Below are 611 nucleotides of genomic sequence, written 5' to 3'. Positions count from 1 at the left end.
GCGGAAATCGGCCTGCGTGCTATGGAGCACGGCAAACACCTCGTAATGATGAATGTTGAAGCTGATGTGACAATCGGCGCTTATCTGAAAAGCGAAGCAGATCGTCTCGGCGTTACCTATTCGCTCGGCGCCGGTGACGAGCCGTCATCCTGCATGGAGCTGATCGAGTTTGTTTCCGCTATGGGGCACCCGATTGTCGCCGCCGGTAAAGGCAAAAACAATCCGCTCAATATTGATGCGGTGCCGGATGCCTATATGGAAGAAGCCATCCGCCGCAATATGAATGTGCGCATGCTGGTGGAATTCGTTGATGGTTCCAAGACAATGGTGGAAATGGCGGCTATCGCCAATGCTACCGGTCTGGTGCCGGACAAAGCCGGTATGCATGGTCCTGCAGCCACGCTGGATCAACTGTCCTCAACCTTGATTCCTGAAAAAGACGGCGGCGTGCTCTCCCGTGTTGGCGTGGTGGATTACACCATCGGTAAAGGCGTAGCGCCGGGCGTGTTCGTGGTTGCTGACATGTCCCATCCGCGTATTTCCGAGCGCATGGAAGATCTGAAAATGGGCAAAGGCCCTTACTTCACCTTCCACCGCCCGTATCACCTGAC

The 611-nt window shown here is 55.2% G+C and carries 1 pseudogene; it reads left to right on the top strand.

Annotated elements, in window-relative coordinates:
• Positions 1-611, top strand: a pseudogene (locus P8H26_RS18065) (homoserine dehydrogenase); the annotation flags it as partial.

Origin of the sequence: Pseudochrobactrum sp. sp1633 (assembly GCF_030376605.1) — a bacterium.
Lineage (GTDB): Bacteria > Pseudomonadota > Alphaproteobacteria > Rhizobiales > Rhizobiaceae > Pseudochrobactrum.
The sequence above is the reverse complement of the archived record's forward strand: the minus strand, read 5'-3'. Positions and strand labels throughout refer to the sequence as shown.